A 21,568-nucleotide genomic window follows, 5' to 3' on the forward strand; every position below is an offset into this window, starting at 1 on the left:
CTGTAGTATCAGGGCCGCTTCCAGGCGTACTCGTTTTCCGGCCGGCCGGGCGTGCCGTAGCGGGGCGCCCGGGAGGCGATGCCGGCGTCGGCGAGGTATTCGAGGTAGCGGCGGGCCGTCACCCGGGACATTCCAAGCGCCGCCATGACCTCTGTGGCCGAAGCGGATCCCGAATGGTGTTTCAGGTAGTCCCGGACCGAGCTCAGCGTGGAGACGGAAAGGCCCTTCGGGAGGGGCATTTCCGACGGCGCCCGGAGGCTTGCGAAGGCCTGGTCAACCTCGCTCTGGGATGCGCCGGTCCTCCCGGCTCCGGACCCAGGGGTTGCCAGCTGCTCCCGGAACAACCGGTAGCTCGAGAGTTTGTCTTCGAACGTGGCAAAGGTGAAGGGCTTGATCAGGTACTGCACAACACCGATGGCCACCGCGCTCCGGACAATCGCCACTTCCCGGACCGCGGTGATCGCAATAATGTCCGCGAGGATTCCTGCCGCACGCATCCGCCGGGCGATGTCCAGGCCGTGCAGGTCCGGCAGGTTCATGTCGAGCAGGACGAGTTCCACCGGCTCACCGGCAGCGGCGAGCTCGCCCAGCAGCCTGAGTGCGGACTGGCCGTCAGGGGCCGTTCCGGCCAGCATAAATCCTGTCATCCTGCCCACGTAGGCTGCGTGCGCGGCCGACGCCACCGGCTCGTCTTCCACAACGAGGACGCGGATATCGGTCACTGGAACTGCTCGTCTTTGTCGGTTCCGGCGGCCACGGCCGGCAGGAAGACCTGGAAGCGTGCGCCGTCCGTGCCTGTGATGCTCATGGTACCGTCCAGTCGCTGCACGGCCTGGCGGACGAGGGCCAGGCCAATGCCGCGTCCGAAGGGGCCGGGTGTCTTGGTGCTGAAGCCGTGCCGGAAAATATCCTCCACGGCTGCGGGGTCCACGCCCGATCCGGAATCCTCCACGGTGATGTCCAGCCCCTCGGCGTCGGACTCAACGGTCAGTTCCACAGTCCTGGGGGGAGCGCCGTCCGCGGCGGCGTCGATCGCGTTGTCCAGGAGGTTTCCCAGGATGGTGACGAGGTCCTGGACCGCGAGGCCCGCGACGGACGCGGACCCTTCGGCGGAGAGCGTCAGCTTCACCCCGCGCTCATTCGCTTCCGCAGCTTTGCCCATGATCAGGGCGCTCAGGACGGGTTCGTCCACTGAGCTCACCATCTCGTCAGTCAGTTGCTGGCTCAGTTCGAGATCCTTGGTGGCGAATTCCAGGGCCTCCCGGGTCCGCCCCAGCTCCAGCAGGGAAACCATGGTGTGCAGCCGGTTTGCGTGCTCATGGGTCTGGGCGCGGAGGGCGTCGGACAGCGTCCGCATCGTTTCCAGCTCGCTGCCCAGTGATTCGATCTCTGTCCGGTCCCGGATGGTGGCCACGGTGCCGAACACCGCGGGGCTGCGGAGGCCGGGAGAGTCGGGCCCGACGGCCGGGCCCTGGTTCACCACCACGATTCGTGGTCCCGTCAGGTGGATTTCGTCGTGGGCCGTGCGGCCGGATCCAAAGAGTTCCTTGAGGCTCTCGGCAAGAGGCAGGTCTGACAGCAGGGGTGGCCGGGACGGGTCGTCGCCTGAACCGCGGTGCGCAAGCCCCAGCAACTCGGCTGCATGGTCGTTGTACATGACCACCCGGCCCTTTGTGTCGATCAGGATGAGCCCCTCGCGGACGGAGTGCAGGACCGATTCGTAATAGGCGAACAGCTGTGCCAGCTGTTCCGGGCCCCACCCCCTGGTGACACCGCGCAGGTAGCGTCCCAGTAACCAGGCTGCGAGTGACCCCCCGAAGAGCATGGCCAGAACAATGATCACTACAGCGGGCAGCCTTCCCAAAACGTCGCCGTCGACGGACCCTACAGTGACGCCCGCAGCCACAAGCCCTCGCACTGTTCCCCCGCTGTCGAGCAACGGGACGATGGTGCGCACGGAGGGGCCGAGGGTTCCGGAAACTATTTCAGTCTCAGGACGCCCCTTTAGGGCAGCGTCAATGGAGCCGATGTAGGGCTTCCCTAGCTCCTGATCGTTCGGGTGCGTCCAGCGGGTCCTGTCCGGCGCCATGATCGTGACAAAGTCCGCGCCGGCACCTTCCATGACGTCTTTCGCGTAAGGCTGGAGGATTGATGACGGATCGGTAGACTCGATCGCCTCCAGTACAAGGGGGTTCGTGGCCACGGCTGCCGCAATGCCGCGCATCCGAAGTCCGGCCTCGGTGTAAGTGCGGTCCCGGGCGTCGAGGTACGATGCCGTTCCGACGAGCATCGTCAGAGCCAGCGTGAACAGCAGGTGTGCGACCAAAAACCTCTTGGCGAGACTCCATTTGTGGATCATCGGCACCTTCCATGACCAATATGAACGCAACGGTGAGCTATGTCACGGTGTGCCTAATGATGGATATCACACCGGACCGACGCGATGGGCCAGAGACTGCGCCGCAGCGTCTACCAGATTATCCATAAGGAGACACATCATGGCTTCTCAACGAGGAGAGTCACCAGCGCCTGCAAAGGCCGCCCGCAAGGGCTTGGACAAATCCCACTATCTCTACATCGCCGTCATCGCCGCCGTGATCCTGGGCGCACTCGTCGGTCTGCTGTTCCCGGAAGTCGGCAAGAGCCTCAAACCGCTCGGTGACGGGTTCATTAAACTCATCAAGATGATGATCGCGCCGATCATCTTCTGCACTATCGTGCTGGGCATCGGGTCAATCGCCAAGGCCGCCACGGTTGGCAAGGTAGGCGGCCTGGCACTGGGCTACTTCCTCATCATGTCCACCTTTGCCCTGGCCATCGGCCTCGTCGTGGGCAACATCATCCATCCGGGTGAAGGCCTGAAGCTGACGGCCTACGATCCGAACAAGAAGGCTGCCACGGACAGCACCGTGGACTTCCTGCTGGGGATCATTCCCACCGACATTCCGGTTCTGCCCACCCTGCTCGCGGCCATCCTGATCGGCTTCGCGCTGCAGAGGATGGGAACGCAGGGTGCCCCGATCCTCAAGGCCATCGGCTACGGCCAGGCACTGGTTTTCCGTATCCTCATCATGATCATGTGGCTCGCCCCGGTCGGTGCCTTCGGTGCCATCGCCGCCGTTGTCGGCGCAACTGGCTTCGCGGCAATCGTGAGCATGTTTACGCTCATGGTGGCGTTCTACATCACCTGTGCACTATTCATCGTCGTCATCCTGGGCGGACTCCTGCAGGTTGTTGCCGGAGTGAACATCTTCAAGCTGATGCGGTACCTGGCCCGCGAATACCTCCTGATCTTCTCCACTTCGTCCTCTGAAGCAGCACTCCCGCGCCTCATTGCCAAGATGGAGCACCTCGGGGTTTCCAGGCCGGTTGTCGGCGTTGTGGTCCCCACCGGTTACTCCTTCAACCTGGACGGCACCGCCATCTACCTGACCATGGCTTCGCTGTTCGTCGCCAATGCCATGGGCACCCCGCTGGATCTTGGGGCGCAGATTTCGCTCCTGATCTTCATGATCATCGCCTCCAAGGGTGCTGCCGGCGTCACCGGCGCGGGGCTGGCAACCCTGGCGGCCGGACTCCAGGCCCACCGGCCGGAACTCCTCGGCGGCATGGGCATTATCGTCGGAATCGACCGCTTCATGTCCGAGGCCCGTGCACTGACCAACTTCACCGGCAACGCCGTGGCCACTGTGCTGGTAGGCACCTGGGTCAAGGAAATCGACGGTGAACAGGTCAACAGTGTCCTGTCCGGCAACCTGCCCTTTGACGAAACGACCATGGCTGCCGGCCACGCTGACCGGTTTGGCGGCTCCCCAGAGACAAAAGCTGTGCCCGCCACCGCCTAGGTCGGCTGTCCCACGACTACTCGAGAAACGCCGCCCAGAACCGCCCGTACAGCTCCGGCTGCACGGGCGGTTTGCATGTGTAGAGGCTCAACCTTCGACTTCTAGTAGAAGGTAAAGGCTCAAATTCCCGCTAAAGTCAAGTTCCCTCGAATACCGTGCCGGGGCCTGTAGCCTTGGGATGAAGAAGGAATGGCGCTGGACATAACAGCGGCAGGAAAATCACCGTCATCGAAAGTGTGGATAGATACGTGAGCAGCGAACAGGGTTCGGCAACTCTGGAAGGCACGGAACTCGATCTGGAAGATGCCGTGATGGGTCCCACCGGGCGCCCCCACCGCGAGTTTCCGGAACCCGCTCCGCTGTCGTCCCACGGTCCCGCGCGCGTGATCGCCATGGTCAACCAAAAGGGCGGCGTTGGCAAGACCACATCCACCATCAACCTGGCAGCGGCCCTTGCTGAATACGGCCGCAAGGTGCTGCTGGTTGACTTTGACCCGCAGGGTGCCCTGTCCGCGGGCCTGGGCATCAACCCGCACGAACTGGACCTGACGGTGTACAACGTCCTCATGGATCGCAAGGTGGACATCCGCGACGCCATCCACCAGACCGGCGTCGAAAACGTGGACCTGTTGCCGGCCAACATCGACCTCTCCGCCGCAGAAGTGCAGCTGGTCAACGAAGTCGCCCGTGAGCAGGTCCTCGACAGGGCGCTGAAAAAAGTCGAAGACGATTACGACGTCGTCCTGATTGACTGCCAGCCCTCCCTGGGCCTGCTGACGGTCAACGCCCTGACCGCCGCCCACGGCGTGATCATCCCGCTGATCTGCGAGTTTTTCGCGCTCCGTGCGGTAGCCCTGCTGGTGGAAACCATCGACAAGGTCCAGGACAGGCTGAACCCCGGCCTGCAGGTTGATGGTGTCCTGGCCACCATGTACGACGCCCGCACGCTCCACAGCCGCGAAGTCATCACCCGCCTGGTGGAAGCCTTCGGCGACAAAGTCTTCGAGACCGTCATCAAACGCTCCATCAAGTTCGCGGATGCCACCGTCGCGGCCGAGCCGATCACCAGCTACGCCGGCAGCCACATCGGTGCCGATGCCTACCGCCGCCTGGCCAAAGAGCTGATTTCGCGCGGCGGAGCGCCCTAGTCAGGCCGTGGCCGAGTCCAAACCCGGCTTTGAGGTGCGGCTGGCCAACTTCACCGGCCCGTTCGACCTCTTGCTGGGCCTGATCGCCAAGCACCAGCTGGATATTACCGAGGTGGCCATTGCCACCGTCACTGATGAGTTCATCAAGTACATCAGGAAGCTGCAGAAGCTCGGCGAGGAATGGGCACTGGACGAAGCCAGTGAATTCCTGGTCATCGCCGCCACCCTCCTGGACCTCAAGGCGGCGCGGCTCCTGCCCGCCGGCGAGGTGGAGGACGATGAAGACATCGCACTGCTGGAAGCGCGGGACCTCCTTTTTGCGAGGCTTCTTCAATACAAGGCATTCAAACAGGTGGCGGCACTGATGGCTGGAACCCTTGAACAGGAAGCCGGCCGGTTCCCGCGTCAGGTGGCCTTGGAGGAGCACTTTGCCGCAATGCTCCCGGAACTGGTGTGGAAGCACTCGCCGGAACAGTTCGCCCGCCTGGCCGAGTCCGCCCTGAAGCCTAAAGCGCCGCGGCCCACCGAGGTGGGCCTTGCCCACCTGCATGGCAGTGCCGTCAGCGTGAAGGAACAGGCCGAGATCCTGGGGCTCCGGCTCCAGCTGGGAAAGCCCCTCTCTTTCCGCGCGCTGATCGCCGACGCCGATTCCACGCTGGTAGTGGTTGCCAGGTTCCTGGCCTTGCTGGAGATGTTCCGGGACAGGGCAGTGTCCTTTGAGCAGGTGTCGCCGCTTGGCGATCTCACCGTGCACTGGACAGTGGATGGCCGGGAATGGTCAACAGAAAACCTACGTGAAGAATACGAGGAACTGCCGTGAGCCAAGAACTTCCGGATCCGGGCGTCGACGTCCGGGACCTTCCCGGCGGCGCCCGGGCTGCACTTGAGGCGGTCCTGATGGTCCTGGACCAGCCGGCCACCGCTATCGAACTGGCCGCCGGCCTTAATCTGGCTGTCGCCGTCGTCGATGAGTTACTGGCGGAACTGCAGCGTGAGTATAGCGGCTATACTGTTAAAGCCCCGGACATGGACGATGCCAGCGATTTTGGTTTCAGTACCAGCCCCCGGGGTTTTGAATTGCGGAACATCGCCGGTGGCTGGCGGATCTACTCCCGCGCAGACTTCGCCGAGATCGTCGGACGGTTTGTGCTAGAGGGTCAGACGGCCAGGCTCACACAGGCGGCCCTGGAAACACTGGCTGTCATCGCGTACCGCCAGCCCGTCTCAAGGGCCAGGGTGTCTGCAATTCGAGGAGTCAATGTTGATTCTGTTGTACGGACATTGACCCAGCGCGGGCTGATCGAAGATTCGGGACATGATCCTGAGTCGGGCGCCATCCTCTACCGGACCACGTCGTATTTTTTGGAACGGATGGGAATCGGCTCCGCAGCGGAACTGCCTCAGCTTTCACCCCATCTTCCGGGGCTTGAGGGCATCTCGGAGTTCTACGACGCCGACAGAATGTAGGCGGGAAATCCCGCCTACGCACAAGAATATTCATAAGTGCAGATAATTTCTGCATGGCTGGCTAGGGTTGTCCTTGGACAACCAGCCGGCCAAATAACGAAGGACGGGTCATGACACAGGCGGGACGCCAGGGTTCACCACGTAACAGTTCGGGACGCAACAGTTCAGAACGCAATGCCGGACAGGGCGGCGCCAGCCGCAATCCGGCGCAGGGCGGCAGTGGCCGCCCCAGCGCGGCAGGCGGCGGTTTCCGTGCCGGCGCTGGCAAGCGTAACGCCGGATTCGGCGGCGGCGACCGGCCGTTCAAGGCCCCGAGACCGCGCGAGGAGCCATTTGTGGATCCCGGCGATGCCCCGGCGTCGCCGCCGGCCGGCCGCGGTGCCTCCGACTGGAAGCCCGCCGCCAGCGCCTCGGCGCGCAAGCCTGCCGCCCGCAAGCCGGGTGCCAATAAAGCTCCCGGCACTCCGGGCGCGCTCAAGCCCAAGCCACGCACCGGCCGGCCCGGAGCCGCGGCCTCCCGCGCCTTTGGCAGCGAACGTTTCGGCCAGAACCTTGGCCCCGTGCGGAAGCCTGCCCGCCAGCGCGGACCCCGCGGTTCTGTTCCGCAGTCTGAAATGCACGACGCCGATGGCACCCGCCTGCAGAAGGTCATGGCACAGGCCGGCGTGGCTTCGCGCCGCGTCTGCGAAGAGATGATCTCCGAGGGCCGGGTGGAGGTCGACGGCCAGGTGGTCACTGAACTTGGTGTCCGGGTGGACCCCAAGACTGCGGTCATCCACGTTGATGGCCTGCGCATCCAGCTGGATGAAAACCTCGTGTACATGGTCTTCAACAAGCCCAAGGGTGTGGTGTCAACCATGGAGGATCCCGATGGCCGTCCCTGCATCAGCGATTTTGTGCGGAAGACCCACCAGGGCGAACGCCTGTTCCATGTGGGCCGGCTGGACGTCGCCACCGAGGGCCTGCTGTTGCTGACGAACGACGGCGAACTGGCCAACCGGCTGACTCACCCGTCCTATGAGGTCCCCAAGACCTACCTGGTCCAGGTCCGTGGTCCGTTCCCGCAGGGAGTCGGCGCCCAGCTCAGGGAAGGTGTGGAACTTGAGGATGGCTTTGCCTCCGTTGACTCCTTCAAGCTGGTGGACTCCACTCCGGGTCACGTGCTGATCGAAGTGGTCCTGCACTCGGGCAAGAACCGGATTGTCCGGCGCTTGTTCGACGCCGTCGGATTCCCGGTCCTGCGCCTGGTGCGCGTCAAGGTGGGCCCCATCGGCCTGGGTGACCAGCGCCAGGGCAGCATCCGCAACCTTGGCAAGCAGGAAGTCGGCCACCTGCTGGCATCCGTAGGACTCTGAGGCATGTCCGCATTTCGCTCCCACGGACGGGGACACCTCAACGGACCGGTCGTGGTGATTGGCACCGGCCTGCTCGGTGCCAGCATCGGGCTTGGCCTGCGTGGACGCGGCGTGCCCGTGTTCCTGTCTGACCCGTCGCCCACCAACCAGGCGGTGGCCGTCGATATCGGTGCCGGCCAGCCCCTGGATCAGCTCGGGGACGCGGCGCCGGAGCTTGTGGTGGTGGCAGCACCGCCGGACGTGACCGCCGACGTCGTGGCGCGGGCGCTTGCCGACTACCCGGATTCCGTGGTGGTTGACATTGCCAGCGTCAAAGCCGCCATCCTGGCGGAGCTGGGCGGCCGCGGCGCGGACCTCAGCCGCTATGTGGGCACCCATCCGATGGCCGGGCGCGAAAAGTCCGGTCCGGTTGCGGCCCGCGGCGAGCTCTTCACGTCCATGCCGTGGGTGGTTTGCCCGGCCCCGGAGTCATCCGCGGCGGCCGTGCAGACCGCGCGTTCCCTGGCGACCGACCTGGGCGCTGTGGTTTCCCAGTTCACTGCCGACGAACATGACGAAGCCGTGGCGCTGGTGTCGCACCTGCCCCAGATCATGTCCTCCCTGCTGGCCAGCCGGCTGCAGGGGACGCCGCTGCACGCGCTGTCCCTCGCGGGCAACGGGCTGCGGGACGTCACGCGGATCGCCGCGAGCGATCCTACGCTGTGGGTCCAGATCCTGGGCGGTAACGCGGGGAAGGTCGTGGAGATCCTTTACGGGGTCCGCGCGGACCTGAACCGGCTCATCGGCACGCTCGAGGAACCGTTGGCGCCCGGCGCCAGGCTTGACCTGGCCCAGCTGATCAGCGAAGGCAATGCCGGGCAGGCCCGTATCCCGGGCAAGCACGGTGGCCCGCCGCAGGCGTACTCCTGGCTGACGGTCCTGGTTGATGACCGGCCGGGACAGATCGCGCAGCTCCTCACCGAAATCGGTGAGATCGGCGTGAACGTGGAAGACCTGCGGCTGGACCATTCCTCGGGCCAGAACGTGGGCATGGTGGAACTGTCCGTGCTGCCGAACAAGCATGACCATCTGATCGAAGCACTCAACGACCGCGGATGGCGGGTATTGCAGTAATGACACAAGAACTTCTTGACACCCTTCCGGCCTTGCGCGTCGGCAGGCCCCTGGTGGTGGCCATCGACGGGCCGTCAGGCTCCGGCAAGTCCAGCGTGAGCAAGGAAGTGGCCCGCCGGCTGCACCTTGCCTACCTGGACACCGGCGCCATGTACCGGGCCCTGACCTGGTTCTGCGTCACCACCGGAATCGACCTCAGCGACGCCGCTGCCGTGGAGCAGGCTTCCCGGGACCTGGTCCTGGAACTGAGCACCACACCGCGGGAGGACTACGTCCGCGTGGATGGGGCAGATGTTACGGACGCCATCCGCGAACCGGCAATTTCTTCAGCGGTCAGTACGGTGGCCACCACCCTTGGTGCCCGGACCGAATTGATCCGCCGGCAGCGTGGACTTATTGAAAAGCACCACCGCCGCATCGTGGTGGAGGGCCGGGACATTACCACCGTCGTCGCGCCGGGCGCTGAAGTCCGCATGCTGCTGACGGCCAGTGAGGAAGCACGGCTTCGCCGCCGCGGCATCCAGCTGGGCGGCACGCAGAATGCGGAGCAGCTCACCGCCCAGGTCACCCAGCGCGACGCCAAGGATTCCACGGTGGTGAACTTCACCCAGGCTGCCGACGGTGTTGTCACCCTGGATTCGTCCGATCTGGACTTCGCCGAGACCGTGGATGCGGCGCTCGTGATCGTCACGAAGGTGCTCAACCGTGACTGACGGCGGCGTGCGTCTTCCCTCCGGCTGGACCATGACCTGGAGCAGGCCCGTCGGCTGGCTGCTTGATCATGTGGTGTACCGGACGTCCGTCACTGGCCGGGACAACGTGCCGACAGGCGGGCCGGTGATTTTTGCCGGCAACCATATCAGTTTCCTGGACGGGCCGGTGATGTTCGGTGCGTCGCCGCGTCCCATGCACATTCTGGTTAAGAAGGAGATGTTCAGGGGAGTGCTGGGACGGGTCCTTCGGGCCTCAGGCCAGCTGCCGGTGGACCGCTCCGGGGGCCGGGCGGCGCTGCTGCTGGGCAAAAACATGCTCGACGCCGGCCGTTGCATCGGGATTCTTCCGGAAGGTAACAGGGGGAGCGGCCAGGCAACGGACATCAACAACGGGGTGGCCTGGCTGGCGCTGAACTCCGGCGCCCCAGTGGTTCCCGTGGCGATCCTCGGAACCCGGACTGGCAACGAACACCTCGACACAGTACCCAGGCCGGGGCGGCGGTTCCACGTCAGCTTCGGCGACGCGCTGACCCTCAGCCGAAACCCCGGCGAAACGGGCCGTGCTTCAATGGACAGGGCGGGAATGGAAATCCGCGCTGCGCTTTCGGGGCACGTCCAGGAGACCATCCAACACAGTGGGCAGCCTTTGCCCCACGCGGATTTCCGCACGAACTTCACAGCAGTAGCCGGGACGCCGGCAGATGACCACTAAGGAAAGCGCAATGAGCGATACGACTCAAACCTCCGGCCACTCCGGCGCCGGCGAAGACGAATACACGCCCACCGGCACGGACCAGGTGGCCGAGCGGCTGGCCGCCCTGGACGACGACGAAGCGGAGCTGCGTGCCGCGTCGCTCCGCGCCGGCCTGGCCGACTACGAACTCGACGACGAAGACGCCGCCCTTCTGAGCGGGGAATTCGACGACGAGGACTTTGACGGACCGGTCAAGCTCGATCCCGTGCTGGCAATCATCGGCCGTCCCAACGTGGGCAAATCCACTCTCGTGAACCGTATCCTGGGCCGACGCGAAGCCGTGGTCGAGGATACTCCCGGGGTGACGCGGGACCGGGTGATGTACTCGGCACACTGGAACGGACGCAACTTCACGGTCGTGGACACCGGCGGCTGGGAGCACGATGCCCGCGGCATCCACGCCCGGGTGGCCGAACAGGCGGAAATGGCCGTGGAAATGGCCGACGCCGTGCTCTTCGTCGTCGACTCTGCGGTGGGCGCCACCGCGACGGACGAGGGCGTCATGAAGATGCTCCGCCGCAGCAAGAAGCCGGTCATCATGGTGGCCAACAAGGTGGACGACTTCGCCCAGGAAGCGGACTCCGCCACCCTGTGGGGCCTCGGCTTCGGCGAGCCCTACCCCGTTTCCGCCCTGCACGGCCGCGGCGTCGCCGACCTCCTGGACCACGTGATGGACACCTTGCCGGAGTTCTCCACGATTGAGGGCCTGGAACGCTCGGGCGGCCCGCGCCGCATCGCGCTGATCGGCCGCCCGAACGTGGGCAAGTCATCGCTGCTGAACAAGCTGGCAGGGTCCGAACGTGTAGTCGTGGACAACACCGCCGGGACCACCCGTGATCCGGTGGATGAGTTCATTGAACTCGGCGACCGTACCTGGCGCTTTGTGGACACGGCGGGCATCCGGCGCCGCCAGCACATGGCTCAGGGCGCCGACTACTACGCCTCGCTCCGGACGCAGGCCGCGCTCGAGAAGGCGGAGGTCGCCGTCGTTCTTCTCGCCGTTGACGAGGTGCTCAGCGAGCAGGACGTCCGCATCCTGCAACTGGCCATCGAGTCGGGCCGTGCCCTGGTGCTGGCCTTCAACAAATGGGACCTGCTCGACGACGAACGCCGCACCTATCTGGAGCGCGAAATCGAGCAGGACCTGGCCCACGTAGCCTGGGCGCCGCGGGTCAATATATCCGCACTGACCGGCTGGCACAAGGACCGCCTGGTTCCCGCCCTGGACCTGGCGCTGGAGAACTGGGACCGGCGCATCCCCACCGGCAAGCTCAATGCCTTCCTCGGCGAGCTTGTGGCGGCGCACCCGCACCCGGTGCGCGGCGGAAAGCAGCCGCGCATCCTCTACGGCACGCAGGCGTCCAGCCGGCCGCCGAAGTTTGTGCTGTTCACCACCGGGTTCCTGGACCCGGGCTACCGCCGTTTCATCACCCGAAGGCTCCGCGAAACATTCGGTTTCGAGGGCACGCCCATCGAGGTCAACATGCGCGTCCGCGAAAAGCGTGGCAAGAAGCGTTAATTAGGACACGCGGGGGGCGTGCAGGCGGCAAAGTGTCACTTGCACCCTCCGGAATCGTGTAAGCTTTTCAAGGTGGTTCGGCCGGACTGCTGAGTTGAAATCCTGGCTAACATCAGGAGTAAACGCAGCGGAGAACGGCGGAACTAACGGGCTGTAGCGCAGCTTGGTAGCGCACTTGACTGGGGGTCAAGGGGTCGCAGGTTCAAATCCTGTCAGCCCGACCAGAACAGAAGCGTCCCGGAGAATTTTCTCCGGGACGCTTCTGTTTTGTGCCGTCCTTTTGCATGTCTCGTCACCTGGCTTATTTCAGGAACTTCGATGTCCTGCGGTCCGCCAGGAGTTTTCCCTTGGTCTGGCAGGTTGGACAGTACTGCAGGGACGTATCGGCGAAAGACACCTCCCGGACTGTGTCACCGCACACCGGGCAAGCCTCGCCGGTCCGGGCATGGACGCGCATATGGCCGCGTTTGACGTCCTTTAGCTCGCTGGGTGGTTTCCCCTTGGCTTCAGCCAGGGCGGTTCCGAGCACGCCGTGGATGGAGTCGTACAGCGTCTGCACCGCGTCGCGGTCCAAGGACTTGGCGGTCGCAAAAGGGGAGATCCTTGCAGCATGCAGGATCTCGTCGCTGTAGGCGTTTCCGATCCCCGCGATCACGCCCTGGCTCCGCAGGACTCCCTTGATCTGCTGGGACGTTGAGCCAAGAATTTCCGCCAGCATGTCGGCGTCGAACGCTGCGCTGAACGGGTCCGGCCCGAGGGCCGCGATGCCCGGCACATCCTGGGGATCGCGCACCACGTACACGGCCAGGCTCTTTTTGGTCCCCGCCTCGGTGAGATCCATGCCATGGGCGCCGTCCGGCCCGCTGAACGCCAGCCGGGCAGCGATGTAGCCCTTTCCCATCCGGAGCTGGGCACCGTTGGGTGAGTCCGTGAAACGAACCCATCCTGCCCGGGCGAGGTGGAAGACAAACGAAGGTCCGTCGGTGTCAAGGCTGACAAACTTTCCGAACCGGCGGACGCCGCTGATGGTGCACTCCTCCAACGCGGTGAAGGGCGGATCCGCTGTCTTCAGCACCGCAAAGGATACGATCTGGATCTTCCGCACCACCGCTCCGCGCAAGTGCTCGTCCAGGAAACCGGCCAGGCCTGCAACCTCGGGTAGCTCCGGCACGGCTTTACCTGCGGTCAGCCTGGCTGTCGGTGGCGGCCGGTGCCTCAGGAACAGGTGAGCGGGCCGCGGTGTCATTGGCCGCCTTAGTCGCCATGGAGCGCTCGGCATCTGCCTTTTTGAGCGCCCTCATCTTCTTGCCGCGCTGACGCCAGACCCTCCACAGGAACAGGCCAACAACAAAGCTGACTGCGGCGGCGATGGCTGAGATTTGCGTCCACATAGCGAACCAAGTGGCCTCGGTGCCTAGGATCCGCTGTCCGTTGTGGGCGGCCTGCGAGCTGCCGAACATGATTCCGGCGGTCAGTAGATTAGGGGACGCGAGGGCCGCAGCGGAGACGAGGATGGCCAGCTTCCAGTGCCAGCTCACGGATTTGCGCGTTGCCTGCCAGGCCACCAGAAGGGGGACGAACGTGAAAACGAACCCGTAGAACATCCCCACCAGGATGCCGGCCCCGAGGTTGCCCTGGACCTGGTTGCGGATAACATTCGCCCACCAGACCGGGAGGATAGCCGCAAAGGCAAAGTAGGCGGCTGTGAGGACCACCAGCGCCACCACAACGAGGATGATCCGCGCAGCCCAGTTCGCCTGTTTCGCTGGCGATTCCTGTGAGTGTGTTCTCATGCGTCTCATCATGTCAGAATCCTCCTCGAACGCCCGTGGAGTTGTGCCTATACTTTCAGCGGCGGCTTGTTTTCCAGGCCCCGTTGACATTGGTGATTGACCCGATGAAAGGCCCCTGATGAGCAACATTCCCGAAGACCTGTCCTACACTGCCGAGCACGAGTGGGTATCCGCACCGAGCGCCGACGGCGTGGTCCGGGTGGGCATCACCGACTTCGCGCAGGACGCACTCGGAGATGTTGTCTACGCCCAGCTGCCGGAGGCGGGTACTAAAGTCAGCGCCAACGAAGTCGTTGGCGAAGTCGAATCCACCAAGAGTGTCAGCGATATCTATGCTCCGGTGAGCGGCGAGGTCGTCGCACGCAACGAATCCCTCGATACCGATTCGGCTTTGATCAACTCCGATCCGTACGGCGACGGCTGGCTGATCGAAATCCGGCTTGCCGAAGCAGACGCCGTGGAATCCTTGCTCAGTGCATCCGAGTACGAACAGCAGGTAGGCTGAAGCTACCGGGTTCATCCGGTCCGGCCAGCGGGCGTCTTCGCACGTCAGTGGCCGGATCGGTGCCCGGCAACGGATCCGCGAGGCGTGTCCGTCAGGGCAAATGTTGATTGCAGGCGTCAGAGCTGCAGCGAAAGAGGAGGAATCCATGGTTGGCCACGAACAGGTCCCTGCCGAAGGCGAGCACGGCACAGGTGCAGCCAGGGCTTCGGAGACCACCTCGATTCATCTCACCCCCGTCACGGACGAGCCCACGATTGCCCCCAAGCTGTCCATGGACGAGCGTTCATCCGTGGAGGCACTGCCGGCCGGTTCCGCGCTCCTGGTAGCCCACAGCGGCCCGAACGCGGGTGCCCGCTTCCTGCTTGACACGGACATCACCACGGCCGGCCGTCACCCTGACGCGGATATCTTCCTGGATGACGTCACGGTATCCCGGCGCCACGTCGAGTTCCGCCGTACAGCGCGGAGCTTTGAAGTGGTGGATACCGGCAGCCTCAACGGCACCTACGTTAACCACGACCGCGTGGACAGTGTTGAGCTGAAGTCCGGGAACGAAGTCCAGATCGGCAAGTTCCGTCTCACCTTCTACCTGAGCCCTGCCCGCGCAGCAGGCCGCGCCTGATCCCGGGACACTTGCCTGTGGCAATGGCACAACCGGAACGCCGGGGCCCCCAAGTTCTGAACATCGGGGAAGTCCTCGCGCAGCTGAGCGGCGACTTTCCGGGTATGACCGCGTCGAAAATCAGATTCCTGGAGGAAAAAGGACTGATTAATCCGCGCCGCACTCCGGCTGGATATCGGCAGTACTCGGACGGCGACGTCGAGCGTCTCCGTTTCGTGCTGGCGCTGCAGCGGGACCAATACCTGCCACTGAAAGTCATTAAGGACTACCTTGATGCGATTGACAGGGGAGAACGGCCGGAGAACCTGCCGCCCGGCGTCGTGGTTTCGCCTCGGATCGTTTCGGATGAACTGGCCGTGGAGCTTCAGAACCGCGGCCGGAAATTCAGCGAGGAACAGCTGCGGACTGAATCCGGTGCCAGCATTCCGTTGCTTCAATCCCTGCTGAGCTTCGGACTGATCAGCCACAGCAACGGCAAGTTCGACGAGCACGCCCTCCAGGTTGCCCGTGCCTGCGTGCAATTGGAGAGCCACGGCCTTGAACCGCGCCACCTGCGTCCGTTCCAGGCCGCCGCGGAACGTGAATTCGGGCTCGTGGAGCGGGCAGTTGCACCGCTCGCGTCCCGGCGCGATTCCGCGTCGCAGGCGCGGGCTGCGGAAGCCGCTCGCGAAATCAGCGACCTCTGCCTGGTCCTGCACCGGGCTCTGGTCCAGGACCGCATCTCACGTATGGACATCTGATGATCGAAGTGGAGATAGTCGGCGTTCGCATCGAACTGCCGTCCAACCAGCCGCTCGTCCTGCTGCGCGAGATCCACGGCGAACGCCACGTGCCCATCTGGATCGGGACTCCGGAGGCAAGTGCCATCGCCCTGGCCCAGCAAGGGGTGGTGCCTCCGCGCCCGATGACCCACGACCTCCTGGTGGACGTGGTGGAATCACTGGGCCACTCGGTTGTCAGCGTCAACATTGTGGCCGTTGAGGACAACATTTTTTATGGCCAGCTCCAGTTCGAGAACGGCACCACCGTCAGCTCACGCGCATCGGACGCCCTCGCGGTCGCGTTGCGGGCCAAGTGCCGGATCTGGTGTGCCGACTCCGTGATGGATGAAGCCGGAGTCCGCATCACCGAGCATGACGAGGGTGAGGACACTGACCCGGGCCCCACGGTCGACGAGGAGCGCGAACTGCGGCGGTTCCGTGAGTTCCTGGACGATGTTGAGCCGGAAGACTTCGACGGCTGAGGTCACATTAAGGTTAAAGTTGAGCCTGAAAGTTCCGACACGCCTGCTCCAAGAGGCCTGGATCTTTGACCTTGGGGCGCGGCGGGCCTAACGTCGAAGGTATCAAGCTCCCATTGCTTAGAGCAGCCGCGCAAGTCACACTGTAAAAGTACGACCCACGCGAAATTACATGCATGGACTTCATGCGTGCACCGGCTGATGCAGTGGTCCCCCGGGAGCTTATATGAAGGAGGATCCAGGTGAGTCCCAAAGGCGAAGCAGGCGGGCTGAAACAGCCCACAACTGCTGGTGTGGCTGTGCCCGCGAGCGGTGCCCAGGGCCTCCTGTTTACCGAAGACCTTCCCGTCCTTGATGAGGACGCCGGATACCGCGGCCCCACCGCCTGCAAGGCGGCCGGGATCACGTACCGCCAGCTGGACTACTGGGCACGGACCGGGCTCGTTGAGCCAGCAGTCCGCGGCGCCGCTGGCTCGGGCTCACAGCGGCTCTACGGTTTCCGGGACATTCTCGTCCTCAAGGTAGTCAAACGGCTCCTGGACACCGGTGTTTCCCTTCAGCAGATCCGCACCGCGGTGGAACACCTGCGCGAACGCGGAGTGGAAGACCTGGCGCAGATCACCCTTATGAGCGATGGTGCGAGCGTCTACGAATGTACGTCCGCTGACGAGGTCATCGATCTTGTCCAGGGCGGCCAAGGTGTTTTCGGCATCGCCGTGGGCAGGGTCTGGCGCGAAGTCGAAGGCAGTCTGGCTTCCCTGCCGAGCGAACACGCCGTCGAACAGTCCTTTCCCGACGACGAACTGGGCCAGCGGCGCGCCGCCCGCAAGATCGGCTGACACCGCAGGCTGACACATAGCAACGAGAAGAGGCCACCCCGACGGGTGGCCTCTTCCCGTTGTCCGCGGAACCTGTGGCTGCAGCGGGACGCTGCAGCCACAGGAGTTACCGCTGGGTTCGGTTCCGCAGGCCGCTTCCGGTCGCCAGGATGTTGGCAAGGAGTGCGTCGAACAGTGCAGCTGAAGACTTCGCGGATTCGCCGGGCCAGTGGTGCACGGGGTGGGCCGCGCCCTGGATCTGCTGCCAGTTCGCCTGTTCGGGGATGCGCGGGCTCAACAGGAGGTCACCGAACATCGATTCCATTTCCGCGAGCCGGTAGGTGTGTTCGGAGGAGCCCGTGCGCACGCGGTTGGCCACGATGCCGGCGGGGGACAGGTTCGGCGCAAATTCCTGCTTGAACAGCTGGATGGCGCGCATGGTCCGCTCCGTTCCCGCCACCGAGAAGAGTCCGGGCTCGGCCACTAAGGCCACCTTGTCACTCGCAGACCACGCCATCCGTGTCAGCCCGTTCAGTGACGGCGGGCAGTCTATGAGGACCAGCTCGTAGCGGTCGGCGCCGGCCAGGACTGCGGAAAGCCTGCGGAGGTCGCGGCGGCCAAGGTCGGGACGGTCGTAGATGCCGGTGTAGGCCGAACCCACAGCGACGTCCAGTACGGCCGGTCCGGATCCGTTGATGTTCGCCCGTGCAGTCCAGGAACTGCCTGCGACGTTGTCTGCCAGTTTGGCGCGGCGGGGGCTCTTGAGCATCCTGCCGATGTCCAGCTGATCTCCGGCCAGGACGCCCAGGGCAGTGGTCGCGTCCGCATGCGGATCGAGGTCCACCACCAGTGTGGGGATTCCCGCGGCAAGCGCCGCAGACGCCAATCCTGTGGTGACGGAAGTCTTGCCGACTCCGCCCTTGAGGCTGCTGATGCTGACTACTTGCACTTGTGAGACCAAAACCTAACGCCGGCTGCCGTGTTGGGGGTAGTGTTTGCTCCGGCACTGCCGAAGCCGGCGGCTTGAGCCGCCTTACTCATCATATGTGGCTGCGCCTGTGAATCCCGCCTTATGGGGGACGCGGCACGGCGATGGCGTGGGTGGCAGGCTCTGCCAGCCCCCGTTGATGTACGCGGGACATGACGGAGGTTTCTGTCACTGTGGCCACAGTGATTTGTATTTCTAAGCGCGGGTCTTAGACACTGTGACCACTTACCGATACACCCGCAAAGATGCAGGAGAATTATGTTTTCCAAGATTCTGGTGGCCAACCGCGGCGAAATCGCGATCCGGGCCTTCCGTGCCAGCTACGAGCTCGGCGCCAAGACCGTTGCTGTCTTCCCCAATGAGGACCGAAATTCGATCCACCGCCAGAAGGCCGATGAGGCATATCTGATCGGCGCGGTGGGGCATCCCGTCCGGGCCTACCTCGATGTCGCCGAAGTGGTACGAGTCGCCAAGGAATCCGGCGCCGACGCGATCTACCCCGGCTACGGCTTCCTCTCGGAAAACCCGGACCTCGCCCGCGCGGCCGAGGAAGCGGGCATCACCTTTGTAGGCCCGCCGGCTGAAGTGCTTGAGCTGGCGGGCAATAAGGTTGCAGCACTGAAGGCTGCCCGTAAGGCCGGTGTGCCGGTTCTGAAATCGAGTGAACCCTCCAAGGACATCGATGAGCTGATCGCCGCGGCCGATGAGATCGGGTTCCCCATCTTCGCGAAGGCCGTCGCCGGCGGCGGCGGACGTGGCATGCGCCGCGTTGATACCCGGGAGGGCCTTCCTGAGGCCCTGCAGGCCGCCATGCGTGAGGCCGAAGCCGCGTTCGGCGACCCCACCATGTTCCTCGAGCAGGCAGTGCTCCGCCCGCGCCACATCGAGGTCCAGATCCTGGCCGACGCCGAGGGCAACGTCATCCACCTCTTCGAACGTGACTGCTCCATCCAGCGCCGGCACCAGAAGGTCATCGAGATTGCCCCGGCACCCAACCTGGACGAAGGTATCCGCCAGGCGCTTTACCGTGACGCGGTGAAGTTCGCCAAGGCCCTGAACTACGTCAACGCCGGAACCGTGGAGTTCCTGGTGGACACCGTCGGCGAACGCGCCGGCCAGCACGTCTTCATCGAAATGAATCCCCGCATCCAGGTGGAGCACACCGTTACTGAGGAAGTGACGGACGTTGACCTGGTGCAGGCACAGCTTCGGATCGCCTCCGGCGAAACCCTCGCGGACCTCGGTCTCTCCCAGGAGACGGTCCAGCTCAAGGGTGCAGCGCTGCAGTGCCGCATCACCACCGAGGACCCTGCGAACGGGTTCCGGCCCGACGTCGGGAAAATCACCGGCTACCGCTCCGCCGGCGGTGCGGGTGTAAGGCTCGACGGCGGCACCGTCTACTCGGGTGCCGAGATCAGTCCCCACTTTGACTCAATGCTCGTGAAGCTGAGCTGCCGCGGCCGTGACTACCCTGCCGCCGTGGCCCGCGCCCGCCGGGCTCTCGCAGAGTTCCGCATCCGAGGTGTGTCGACCAACATTTCCTTCCTCCAGGCCGTCCTCGATGATGCCGATTTCATTGCCGGAAACGTTGCCACGAACTTCATCGACGAGCGTCCCCAGCTGCTGCAGGCCCGGGTCTCCGCCGACCGCGGCACCAAGCTCCTGACCTGGCTGGCCGAAGTCACCGTCAACAAGCCCAACGGCGAGCTGAAGGTGCACTCGGATCCGGCTGCCAAACTCCCCGCCGTTGGCGATCGGCAGGCCGCACCCGGATCACGCCAGCGACTGCTGGAGCTAGGCCCCGAAGGATTCGCCAAGGCCCTGCGTGAGCAGACCGCCGTGGCCGTCACCGACACCACCTTCCGCGACGCCCACCAGTCACTGCTGGCCACTCGCGTACGTACCCGGGACCTCGTGGCCGCCGGACCCGCGGTCACGGCCCTCCTTCCGGAACTTCTGTCCGTTGAGGCCTGGGGCGGCGCAACCTATGACGTTGCGCTGCGCTTCCTCGGCGAGGACCCCTGGGACCGCCTGGCCGCCCTGCGGAAGGCGCTGCCCAACGTCTGCCTGCAGATGCTGCTGCGCGGCCGGAACACGGTGGGCTACACACCGTACCCGGAGGAGGTGACGGTGGCTTTCGTCAACGAGGCCGCCGCCACCGGTATCGACATTTTCCGCATCTTCGATGCCCTGAACGACGTGAACCAGATGGCACCCGCCATCCGCGCTGTCCGGGCCACCGGCACAGCTGTAGCCGAAGTAGCACTGTGCTACACCGGCGACATGCTGAACCCGGACGAGAAGCTGTACACGCTGGACTACTACCTGGAACTGGCCCAGCGGATTGTGGACGCCGGCGCGCACATCCTTGCCATCAAGGATATGGCCGGGCTGCTCCGCCCGGCAGCGGCCGCCAAACTGGTCGCCGCACTGCGCGAACGCTTCGACCTCCCGGTCCACCTCCACACCCATGACACGGCCGGCGGTCAGCTGGCCACCCTGCTGGCGGCAGTCGACGCCGGCGTCGATGCTGTTGACGTTGCCTCCGCCTCGCTGGCCGGGACCACCAGCCAGCCGTCCGCCTCCGCCCTCGTGGCGGCGTTGGCGCACACCCCGCGGGACACCGGCTTGAGCCTTGACGCAGTCAGCTCCCTTGAGCCGTACTGGGAAGCCGTGCGCCGCGTCTACGCGCCGTTCGAGTCAGGACTTCCGGGCCCCACCGGCCGTGTCTACCAGCACGAAATACCGGGCGGCCAGCTCTCCAACCTGCGCCAGCAGGCCATGGCGCTGGGTCTGGGGGAGCGCTTCGAAGCGATCGAGGACATGTACACCGCGGCGGACCGGATCCTGGGCCGCCTGGTGAAGGTCACGCCGTCGTCCAAGGTGGTGGGCGACCTCGCCCTGCACCTCGTGGGCCTCAACGCAGATCCGGCGGACTTCAACGAAAATCCGGAGAACTACGACATCCCCGACTCCGTCATCGGCTTCCTGTCCGGCGAACTTGGTGACCCGCCGGGAGGATGGCCGGAGCCCTTCCGTACGAAGGCGCTCAAGGGCCGCAGCATCAAGGTCCGCGATGCTGACCTCAGCCCGGAGGACAGCACCGCGCTCCAGAGTGATTCCAAGACCCGCCAGAACACGCTGAACCGCCTGCTCTTCGAGGGCCCCACCAAGGATTACCTCAAGAGCGTGGAGACCTACGGCAACATTTCCGTCCTCGACACCCGCGATTACCTTTACGGCCTTCAGCACGGCGCCGAGCACGAGATCCAGTTGGAGAAGGGTGTCCGGCTGATCGCCTCGCTGGAAGCCGTTTCCGAGCCCGACGAGAAGGGCATGCGCACGGTGATGTGCACGCTCAACGGCCAGTCCCGCCCCGTTGTGGTCCGTGACCGCTCTGTGGTGAGCAACGTCAAAGCCGCAGAGAAGGCAGACCCGGCCCAGCCCGGCCACGTTGCCGCGCCGTTCGCCGGCGCCGTCACCGTGACCGTCAAGGCCGGCGACACGGTCAATGCCGGCGACACGGTGGCCACCATCGAAGCGATGAAGATGGAAGCCTCCATTACGACGCCGGTAGCAGGCAAAGTCGCGCGGCTCGCCATCTCCGCAGTGGAGCAGGTCCAGGGCGGGGACCTCCTCCTGGTCGTAGAGCAGGGCTAAGGAATCCAGGCTTAAAGGCAGGGGCCCT

20 protein-coding genes and 1 tRNA gene are annotated in these 21,568 nt (G+C 64.6%); 16 read left to right on the forward strand and 5 right to left on the reverse strand.

Annotation, left to right across the window (positions count from 1 at the left end; all coding sequences use genetic code 11):
- Positions 1-8 precede the first annotated feature (8 nt).
- Both QK290_RS10260 and QK290_RS10265 read right to left on the reverse strand, forming a co-directional pair.
- Entirely contained in the window at positions 9-722 is a 714-nt protein-coding gene (locus QK290_RS10260) for a response regulator (protein ID WP_282330566.1), read from the reverse strand.
- Complete coding sequence (locus QK290_RS10265; RefSeq protein ID WP_282330567.1) at positions 719-2,359, reverse strand: sensor histidine kinase; 1,641 nt, start codon at positions 2,357-2,359, stop codon at positions 719-721. Before QK290_RS10265 ends, QK290_RS10260 begins: the two co-directional genes overlap by 4 nt.
- Before the next feature lie 139 nt (positions 2,360-2,498).
- On the opposite strand from QK290_RS10265, the gene QK290_RS10270 reads away from it, so the two are divergent.
- From QK290_RS10270 to QK290_RS10315, 10 genes are all read left to right on the forward strand, one after another.
- Positions 2,499-3,845 carry a cation:dicarboxylase symporter family transporter gene (locus QK290_RS10270; protein WP_282330568.1) on the forward strand — a complete coding sequence of 449 codons (1,347 nt, stop codon included), beginning with the start codon at positions 2,499-2,501 and terminating at the stop codon, positions 3,843-3,845.
- 248 nt (positions 3,846-4,093) lie between these two features.
- Entirely contained in the window at positions 4,094-4,993 is a 900-nt protein-coding gene (locus tag QK290_RS10275) for an AAA family ATPase (RefSeq protein ID WP_282330569.1), read from the forward strand.
- 7 nt (positions 4,994-5,000) lie between these two features.
- A complete protein-coding gene (locus QK290_RS10280; RefSeq protein WP_282330570.1) occupies positions 5,001-5,813 on the forward strand; it encodes a ScpA family protein in 813 nt (270 codons plus the stop codon).
- Positions 5,810-6,460: an SMC-Scp complex subunit ScpB gene (locus QK290_RS10285; protein WP_282330571.1), complete on the forward strand. Its 651-nt coding sequence runs from the start codon at positions 5,810-5,812 to the stop codon at positions 6,458-6,460. The genes QK290_RS10280 and QK290_RS10285 overlap by 4 nt, the downstream gene beginning before the upstream one ends.
- Before the next feature lie 110 nt (positions 6,461-6,570).
- A complete protein-coding gene (locus QK290_RS10290; RefSeq protein ID WP_282330572.1) occupies positions 6,571-7,815 on the forward strand; it encodes a pseudouridine synthase in 1,245 nt (414 codons plus the stop codon).
- Positions 7,816-7,818: 3 nt separating this feature from the next.
- Entirely contained in the window at positions 7,819-8,928 is a 1,110-nt protein-coding gene (locus tag QK290_RS10295; RefSeq protein WP_282330573.1) for a prephenate dehydrogenase, read from the forward strand.
- Positions 8,928-9,641 carry a (d)CMP kinase gene (gene cmk / locus QK290_RS10300; RefSeq protein ID WP_282330574.1) on the forward strand — a complete coding sequence of 238 codons (714 nt, stop codon included), beginning with the start codon at positions 8,928-8,930 and terminating at the stop codon, positions 9,639-9,641. Before QK290_RS10295 ends, cmk begins: the two co-directional genes overlap by 1 nt.
- 31 nt (positions 9,642-9,672) lie before the next feature.
- Entirely contained in the window at positions 9,673-10,353 is a 681-nt protein-coding gene (locus QK290_RS10305) for a lysophospholipid acyltransferase family protein (protein WP_282330642.1), read from the forward strand.
- A gap of 10 nt (positions 10,354-10,363) precedes the next feature.
- The gene (der, locus tag QK290_RS10310; RefSeq protein WP_193340025.1) at positions 10,364-11,914 is read left to right on the forward strand and encodes a ribosome biogenesis GTPase Der; all 1,551 of its coding nucleotides are present in this window, start codon (positions 10,364-10,366) and stop codon (positions 11,912-11,914) included.
- Positions 11,915-12,061: 147 nt separating this feature from the next.
- Positions 12,062-12,138 (forward strand) — tRNA-Pro (locus QK290_RS10315).
- Between the two features lie 77 nt (positions 12,139-12,215).
- Here QK290_RS10315 and QK290_RS10320 read toward each other — a convergent pair.
- On the reverse strand, positions 12,216-13,085 hold the full coding sequence (locus tag QK290_RS10320; RefSeq protein ID WP_282330575.1) for a DNA-formamidopyrimidine glycosylase family protein: 870 nt from the start codon (positions 13,083-13,085) through the stop codon (positions 12,216-12,218).
- A 4-nt stretch (positions 13,086-13,089) separates the two neighbouring features.
- Positions 13,090-13,707 carry a hypothetical protein gene (locus QK290_RS10325; RefSeq protein ID WP_282330576.1) on the reverse strand — a complete coding sequence of 206 codons (618 nt, stop codon included), beginning with the start codon at positions 13,705-13,707 and terminating at the stop codon, positions 13,090-13,092.
- A 118-nt stretch (positions 13,708-13,825) separates the two neighbouring features.
- Here QK290_RS10325 and gcvH point away from each other — a divergent pair, with 118 nt between their 5' ends.
- The 5 genes from gcvH (at position 13,826) to QK290_RS10350 (ending at position 16,913) form a co-directional block, all read left to right on the forward strand.
- Positions 13,826-14,212 carry a glycine cleavage system protein GcvH gene (gcvH, locus tag QK290_RS10330; RefSeq protein WP_282330577.1) on the forward strand — a complete coding sequence of 129 codons (387 nt, stop codon included), beginning with the start codon at positions 13,826-13,828 and terminating at the stop codon, positions 14,210-14,212.
- A 145-nt stretch (positions 14,213-14,357) separates the two neighbouring features.
- On the forward strand, positions 14,358-14,834 hold the full coding sequence (locus tag QK290_RS10335; RefSeq protein WP_282330578.1) for an FHA domain-containing protein: 477 nt from the start codon (positions 14,358-14,360) through the stop codon (positions 14,832-14,834).
- A 23-nt stretch (positions 14,835-14,857) separates the two neighbouring features.
- On the forward strand, positions 14,858-15,574 hold the full coding sequence (locus tag QK290_RS10340) for a MerR family transcriptional regulator (RefSeq protein ID WP_254750277.1): 717 nt from the start codon (positions 14,858-14,860) through the stop codon (positions 15,572-15,574).
- Positions 15,574-16,077 (forward strand): bifunctional nuclease family protein, encoded by a 504-nt coding sequence (locus tag QK290_RS10345; RefSeq protein ID WP_282330579.1) that lies wholly within the window; start codon positions 15,574-15,576, stop codon positions 16,075-16,077. Before QK290_RS10340 ends, QK290_RS10345 begins: the two co-directional genes overlap by 1 nt.
- Positions 16,078-16,316: 239 nt before the next feature.
- The gene (locus tag QK290_RS10350; RefSeq protein WP_282330580.1) at positions 16,317-16,913 is read left to right on the forward strand and encodes a MerR family transcriptional regulator; all 597 of its coding nucleotides are present in this window, start codon (positions 16,317-16,319) and stop codon (positions 16,911-16,913) included.
- A 106-nt stretch (positions 16,914-17,019) separates the two neighbouring features.
- Here QK290_RS10350 and QK290_RS10355 read toward each other — a convergent pair whose 3' ends face one another.
- On the reverse strand, positions 17,020-17,841 hold the full coding sequence (locus tag QK290_RS10355; protein ID WP_282330581.1) for a ParA family protein: 822 nt from the start codon (positions 17,839-17,841) through the stop codon (positions 17,020-17,022).
- Positions 17,842-18,138: 297 nt separating this feature from the next.
- On the opposite strand from QK290_RS10355, the gene QK290_RS10360 reads away from it, so the two are divergent.
- On the forward strand, positions 18,139-21,540 hold the full coding sequence (locus tag QK290_RS10360; protein ID WP_282330582.1) for a pyruvate carboxylase: 3,402 nt from the start codon (positions 18,139-18,141) through the stop codon (positions 21,538-21,540).
- The last annotated feature ends 28 nt before the right edge of the window (positions 21,541-21,568 follow it).

It is taken from the genome of Pseudarthrobacter sp. AL07, from assembly GCF_029960665.1.
GTDB lineage: Bacteria > Actinomycetota > Actinomycetes > Actinomycetales > Micrococcaceae > Arthrobacter.